Raw genomic sequence first — 5,503 nt, forward strand, 5'->3', positions numbered from 1 at the left:
GGAATAGGTGTAGGCGATCTCCTCCAGCCGCGAAAACCGGCCGGAGGCACCGGCGTGGCCGGAATCCATGTTGATCTTGAACAGCACCGGATTGTCGCCGCTCTTGCGCTCGCGCAGCCGCGCCACCCATTTGGCCGGCTCCCAATAAGTGACGCGCGGATCGGTGAGCCCGGCCAGCGCCAGGATCGGCGGATAGTCGAGCGCTGCGACATTGTCATAGGGCGAGTAGGCAGCGATCGTCCGGTAGTCGTCGGCGGATGCAATCGGATTGCCCCATTCAGGCCATTCCGGCGGCGTCAGCGGCAGGGTTGCGTCGAGCATTGTGGTGAGCACGTCGACGAAAGGAACTTCGGCGACGATGCCGCCGAAGCAATCCGGCGCCATGTTGGCGATGGCGCCCATCAGCATGCCGCCGGCCGAACCGCCTTGCGCGACAATGCGGTCATGCGCCGTATAGCGTTCGGCAACAAGGTGGCGCGCACAGGCGATGAAATCGGTGAACGTGTTCATCTTGTGCGCCCGCTTGCCGTCGTCGTACCAGCCATAGCCCTTGTCCTTGCCGCCGCGGACGTGAGCGATGGCGAAGACAAAGCCGCGATCGACCAGCGAGAACCAGTTGGTGTTGAAGGCGGCTGGCACGGTTATGCCATAGGAGCCGTAGCCGTAAAGCAGGCAAGGTGCGGATCCATCCAGCGGCGTGTCGCGGTGGTGCAAAAGCGAGATCGGCACCAGTTCGCCATCGGCGGCCGGCGCCATCAGCCGCCGCGTCACATAGTTGTCCGCATCATGGCCGGACGGCACTTCCTGGGTCTTCAGCAGCATCCGCTCACGGGTGCGCATATTGTAGTCGAACACCTGGGCCGGCGTCGTCATCGACGAGTAGGAAAAGCGCATGATCTCGGTGTCGTACTCATAGGAACCCGACAGACCGAGCGAGAAAGCCTCCTCGTCTAGGGACAGAAGATGCTCCTCGCCGCTGCTGCGGTCGCGCACGACAATGCGCGGCAGGCCTTCCTTGCGTTCGAGCCGGACCATGTGGTCCCTGAAGCCGATCACCGACAGGATCAGCCGGCCGGGTTCATGCGGCACCAGTTCCTGCCAGTTGGCACGGACCGGGTCGCTCACTGGCGCCGTCATGATCTTGAAATCCTTGGCGCCGTCGGCATTGGTCAGGATGAAGAAGATGTCGCCGCCTTCTTCAAGGTCATACTGAAGGCCGATCTCGCGCGGCGAGACCAGTTTCGGTTCGGCAAACGGATCGCTGGCGCTCAAGAGGCGATATTCCGAAGTCTCGTGGTCGTTGATACCGATCATGATCCATTCGCTGTTGCGGGTTCCGTCGACATTCATGAAGAAGCCGGGATCGGTTTCCTCATAGATCAGCCGATCGCTTTGCGGGCTGTCGCCCAGCGCATGGAACAGCACCTTGGACGGGCGGTGGTTGGGGTCGAGCCGCGTATAGAAGAAGCCGTCATTGCCGGCGTTCCAGACACCTGAACCGCCGGTGTCGGGTATCTGGTCGGCAAGCTCCTTGCCATCGGCGAGGTCGCGCACGCGAAGCGTGTAGAATTCGGAGCCCTTATCGTCGAATGCCCACAGCAGCTTGGCGTGGTCGGCCGAATGGTCGACGCCGCCAAGACGGAAATAGGCCTTGCCCGCGGCCTCCGCATCGCCGTCGAGCAGGATATGCTCGGCGCCGCCGTCGCGCGGCATGCGGAAATAGCGCGGCTGCTCGCCGCCAAGCTTGAAGGACGAACCATAGGCATAGGGCCCATCCTTCATAGGCACGGAAGAATCGTCTTCCTTGATACGGCCCTTCATCTCCTTGAAAAGCTGCTTTTGCAGCTCGACCGTGTCGGCCATCAGCTTTGACTGGTAGGCATTTTCTGCGTCGAGCTCGGCGCGGATCCCCGCATCGAGCAATGACGGGTTCCGGAACATCTCCTGCCAGTTGTCGGCTCGCAGCCAGGCATAGTCGTCGGTTCGCGTGATGCCGTGATACGTGTCGGAAACCGGCCGCTTCTCGGGCGTTGGCGGGGTGACGATCGGAAATATGGATGTCCTGGTCATTGCGTCTCGCTTTGCCAATATCTTGAATGGGGAAGTATCTTGAATGGCGAATGAACACGCCGATCAGGGCGGGTTCAAGAGCCGCAGCCTATGGGTTGTGTCGGCTGCCGAAGATGAGCCGGGAGGAAAGATGATGACTATTCGGTCTCGGACCGCTGCGGCTTTCGCCGTTGCTTCGCTAACTCTGGCCTTTGCCGGTCAGTCTCATGCGACCGTATTCGCGGCTTGGCAAGTGGCCAATGTGCCGTTCGGCGACACGCTCAATGTGCGCAAATACCCGTCGGGCACGTCCCAGAAGCAGGCGGCATACCCGAACGGGACCGTTCTGCAGATGACTGGACGATGCACCGGCGCGATAAACCTGCTCGACATCGCCAATCAGCCGGCATGGAAGCAGGAACAGACGGTTCGCTACCGTTGGTGCGAAGTCTGGCATGATCCGGCCCAGAACGGCAACTTCGTCACCGGATGGGCCTATGGCAAATACATCACCCCGCATTGATTGACCCTGCAGCGATGGATCCGGACCGGTCGGGTGACAGGCATGTCGCCTGCTTGCTCACGCATGACAGACATGCAGCAACCTGTGGTTTTGTAGACAGGTGTGAACAACCAAGTTTGCGCGTGCAATAGCCAAGCAAAATCAAGCATTGAAACCTGCTCTGTGAGTTGCCGCGAATGTAACGGCGAGCTGACGTTGCGTCAGCCGTTGCTGGTTGGCGCGCGAAATATCGATAAATTACACAATGCACGAAAGATTGAAGCTGATCCGGGAACAATTGACCAACATCGTTCAATATAGCGCAAGGGGCGAATTGACTTACTTGGTCTGCGGGCTCATTGATGTGCGCGCGACACGAATCGTAGAAGCTCTACCTGCACAAAGTTCGTGCAATGCCCTGCCTGTAAAAAAAGGGCGCAGATCGAAGTAACTCTTGTTGGGGCCTGAAGACCATGGATATTGTCGAAACACCTTCCAGAAACAGCGATGCGCTGATCGAATTGACCGCCGATGTGGTGGCCGCCTATGTCAGCAACAATCCCGTGCCGGTCGGCGAATTGCCGAACCTGATATCCGATGTCCATGCCGCACTCGGGCGTGTGGGCGGAACCGCCGAACAACCGCCTGCCGACAAGCAAAAGCCGGCGGTCAACCCGAAGCGCTCGGTTCATGACGACTACATCGTCTGCCTCGAAGACGGCAAGAAGTTCAAGTCGCTGAAGCGCCATCTGATGACCCACTATGATCTGACGCCGGATCAGTATCGCGAAAAGTGGAACCTCGACCCGACCTATCCGATGGTTGCACCCAACTACGCCGCTGCCCGGTCCCAACTGGCCAAGAAGATGGGCCTCGGCCGCAAGCGCAAGGCACGGTAATCGCTGCCAGCCAGATTGATCGACATTAACGGCGCCTTCGGGCGCCGTTTGATTTTGCGGGTGGCAACGCGCTGATCGAGTAGAGCAATTCCAGGGAGAGCTTTTCAGGCGGTCTGCTTGAGCGCCGCCTCGGCATCGCGCTTGATGCGCTTGACCATGGAGCGAAGGCCGTTGGCGCGCTGCGGCGACAGATGCTCGTCGAGGCCGAGCTCTTTCAATGTCGCTTCCGCATCGGTCTTCTGGATTTCGCTGGCGGTCCTGCCGGAAAACAGCGCCAGCATGATCGCGACCAGCCCACGCACGATATGAGCGTCCGAATCGCCGGTGAAGGTGATGACCGGGTCGGCCCCAGCTCCGCGTTCAGTGGTCAACCAGACCTGGCTGACGCAACCCGGCACCTTGTTGGTGGCGCTGCGCTGCTCGTCCGGAAACGGCGGCAACGCCTCGCCGAGTTCGATGACGTAACGATAGCGGTCTTCCCATTCCTCGAGGAACGAGAAGTCGTCGCGGATCGTCTGTATCGTGGTGGTCATAATGCCGGATATAGTCACGCGGCGGCTCCGCGTCACGGAAAAACAAGGACACCGCGGGCGTCGAGAGGGCAGACAGCCCGCGGTGCGCCGTCGAAACGGCTTAATTCTGCGCCGGCAGGTTAACTGTCTCGGGCAAGACGATTTCATCCGGCACGCTGCCGGTCATCGTCGATGTATCGGGCCCGGCGGCGGACTTGTCGTCCAGCATCGCCGCCGCGATCTTGGCGGTCTCCTTGGCGCGGGCGGTGATGGTGTGCATTGCCGACTTGCCGGTTTCACAGACATCGGGCTTGCGTTCGCAAATGCCAGCGATGTCGCCAACTGCTTCGCGTGCCGCAAACAAGGCCTGGATCGGCCCGACGCTTTCGCGGCCCGATTCATCGGGGCCGACAGTCAGCGGCAGCGCCAGCAGCACCAGCGAAAACCAGAAAGCCATTCTTATGAGGAAGACCATGCCCTTGCCCTCTCGTCGTGACCGGATCATGCATCCATATGGCATGACCTCTTTTGTAGGCAGGATGTTGGCACACAGGCGCAAAGGACGGCTTGCAGGCAAAGCGACAATTTTCCTCAAATTTTAGGCAAATTCGAAACGAGCCGTTGTGCAATCGATTTATCTCAAATCCGAATGAGTTTTCTTAACCCGAGATAACCATCTATCTCCATGCTTTTCCTGCATTTTTCCTGAAATCCCGGAGTCCAGGTGCCGCCTGCAGCCACCCGATGGGCACCGTCGCCGGATAACCCTCCGTTTACTATGGCTGCATTTGCCCGGGCTTTCGGCTGCCGGCATCCCGATATTTGCCCCAGGCCGGGGCCTTGGTCGGCCCTGCCTTATCCATTCCTTAAACGCTGGATGCGAGTTTCAGAGCCAACCAGAACGATCTGCAAAGCAGAGCTGTCCACGACGATTACGGGTGCGTTGAGTTGAGTTCAATCAAGGCCAGATACGTTGAATTACCTGGCGCGATTGCCGCCGGTTGCGAACGTATGGTCCATCCGTCCATTATTGGGCAGAGCGACCGCGAGCGCCAGCGCCGCTTCATCGGCGTCATGCTCGCCGCTCCTTTCTTTGCCGCGGGTGCCGCGGTCACGCTGGTCACTTCGGGCCTGGGCGCCGCCGTCACCATGGCCGTCATCTTCGCGGCCTTTGGCCTGTGCTGGTTCGTCGCCTTGCTGGTGGCGGCGACCGGCAAGATGGCGATAGCGAGCTGGATCGCCCTGGCGATGGCGGGCATTTCTCTCGGCAGTCTCATTGCCGCCGCGGGCGGGCTGAGTTCGCCTGTCGCCATGCTTGTCGTGGCGCTGCCGTTCGAAGCCTGGTGGATCGGCGCCTCGCGGCGTGCAGCGCTGTGGGGAGCCGTGTCGGCCGCTGTGGCCATCTTGGCTCAGCCTCTGGCTGGAACCGTGTTCCCGTTCGCAGGAGCGCAGACCGCGGCCTGGCACTGGCTGGTGCCGTTGGCTTGGGCGCTTACCTTGATCCCGCGCGCATCGGCGTTTCGAAACACGGCAGATGCGGC

General features: G+C 60.4%; 5 protein-coding genes and 1 pseudogene. 3 read left to right on the top strand and 3 right to left on the bottom strand.

The features are described 5' to 3' along the window. A partial coding sequence (locus EN935_RS20410; RefSeq protein ID WP_164771224.1) for a S9 family peptidase occupies nucleotides 1-2,070 on the bottom strand: 2,070 nt, incomplete at its 3' end. Between the two features lie 133 nt (nucleotides 2,071-2,203). Here EN935_RS20410 and EN935_RS20415 point away from each other — a divergent pair. Both EN935_RS20415 and EN935_RS20420 read left to right on the top strand, forming a co-directional pair. Then, a complete protein-coding gene (locus EN935_RS20415; protein ID WP_109663324.1) occupies nucleotides 2,204-2,572 on the top strand; it encodes a hypothetical protein in 369 nt (122 codons plus the stop codon). 452 nt (nucleotides 2,573-3,024) lie between these two features. After that, entirely contained in the window at nucleotides 3,025-3,450 is a 426-nt protein-coding gene (locus EN935_RS20420) for a MucR family transcriptional regulator (protein WP_013532660.1), read from the top strand. A 104-nt stretch (nucleotides 3,451-3,554) separates the two neighbouring features. Here the strand turns inward: EN935_RS20420 and EN935_RS20425 are convergent, their stop codons facing one another. Beyond that, nucleotides 3,555-3,983, bottom strand: coding sequence for a SufE family protein (locus EN935_RS20425; RefSeq protein WP_109662506.1), 429 nt, complete (start codon nucleotides 3,981-3,983; stop codon nucleotides 3,555-3,557). A 100-nt stretch (nucleotides 3,984-4,083) separates the two neighbouring features. Then, a complete protein-coding gene (locus EN935_RS20430; RefSeq protein ID WP_109662508.1) occupies nucleotides 4,084-4,437 on the bottom strand; it encodes a DUF5330 domain-containing protein in 354 nt (117 codons plus the stop codon). 536 nt (nucleotides 4,438-4,973) lie between these two features. On the opposite strand from EN935_RS20430, the pseudogene EN935_RS20435 reads away from it, so the two are divergent. After that, nucleotides 4,974-5,503: pseudogene (locus tag EN935_RS20435) on the top strand (PAS domain-containing sensor histidine kinase); the annotation flags it as partial.

Origin of the sequence: Mesorhizobium sp. M7D.F.Ca.US.004.03.1.1 (assembly GCF_003998635.1) — a bacterium.
Taxonomy (GTDB): Bacteria; Pseudomonadota; Alphaproteobacteria; order Rhizobiales; family Rhizobiaceae; genus Mesorhizobium; species Mesorhizobium loti.

What these genes read in the sequence shown, in the direction of transcription:
- EN935_RS20415 (WP_109663324.1), top strand. Translation starts at nt 2,204, where the DNA reads ATGACTATTCGGTCTCGGACCGCTGCGGCTTTCGCCGTTGCTTCGCTA.
- EN935_RS20420 (WP_013532660.1), top strand. Translation starts at nt 3,025, where the DNA reads ATGGATATTGTCGAAACACCTTCCAGAAACAGCGATGCGCTGATCGAA.
- EN935_RS20425 (WP_109662506.1), bottom strand. Translation starts at nt 3,983, where the DNA reads ATGACCACCACGATACAGACGATCCGCGACGACTTCTCGTTCCTCGAG.
- EN935_RS20430 (WP_109662508.1), bottom strand. Translation starts at nt 4,437, where the DNA reads ATGGTCTTCCTCATAAGAATGGCTTTCTGGTTTTCGCTGGTGCTGCTG.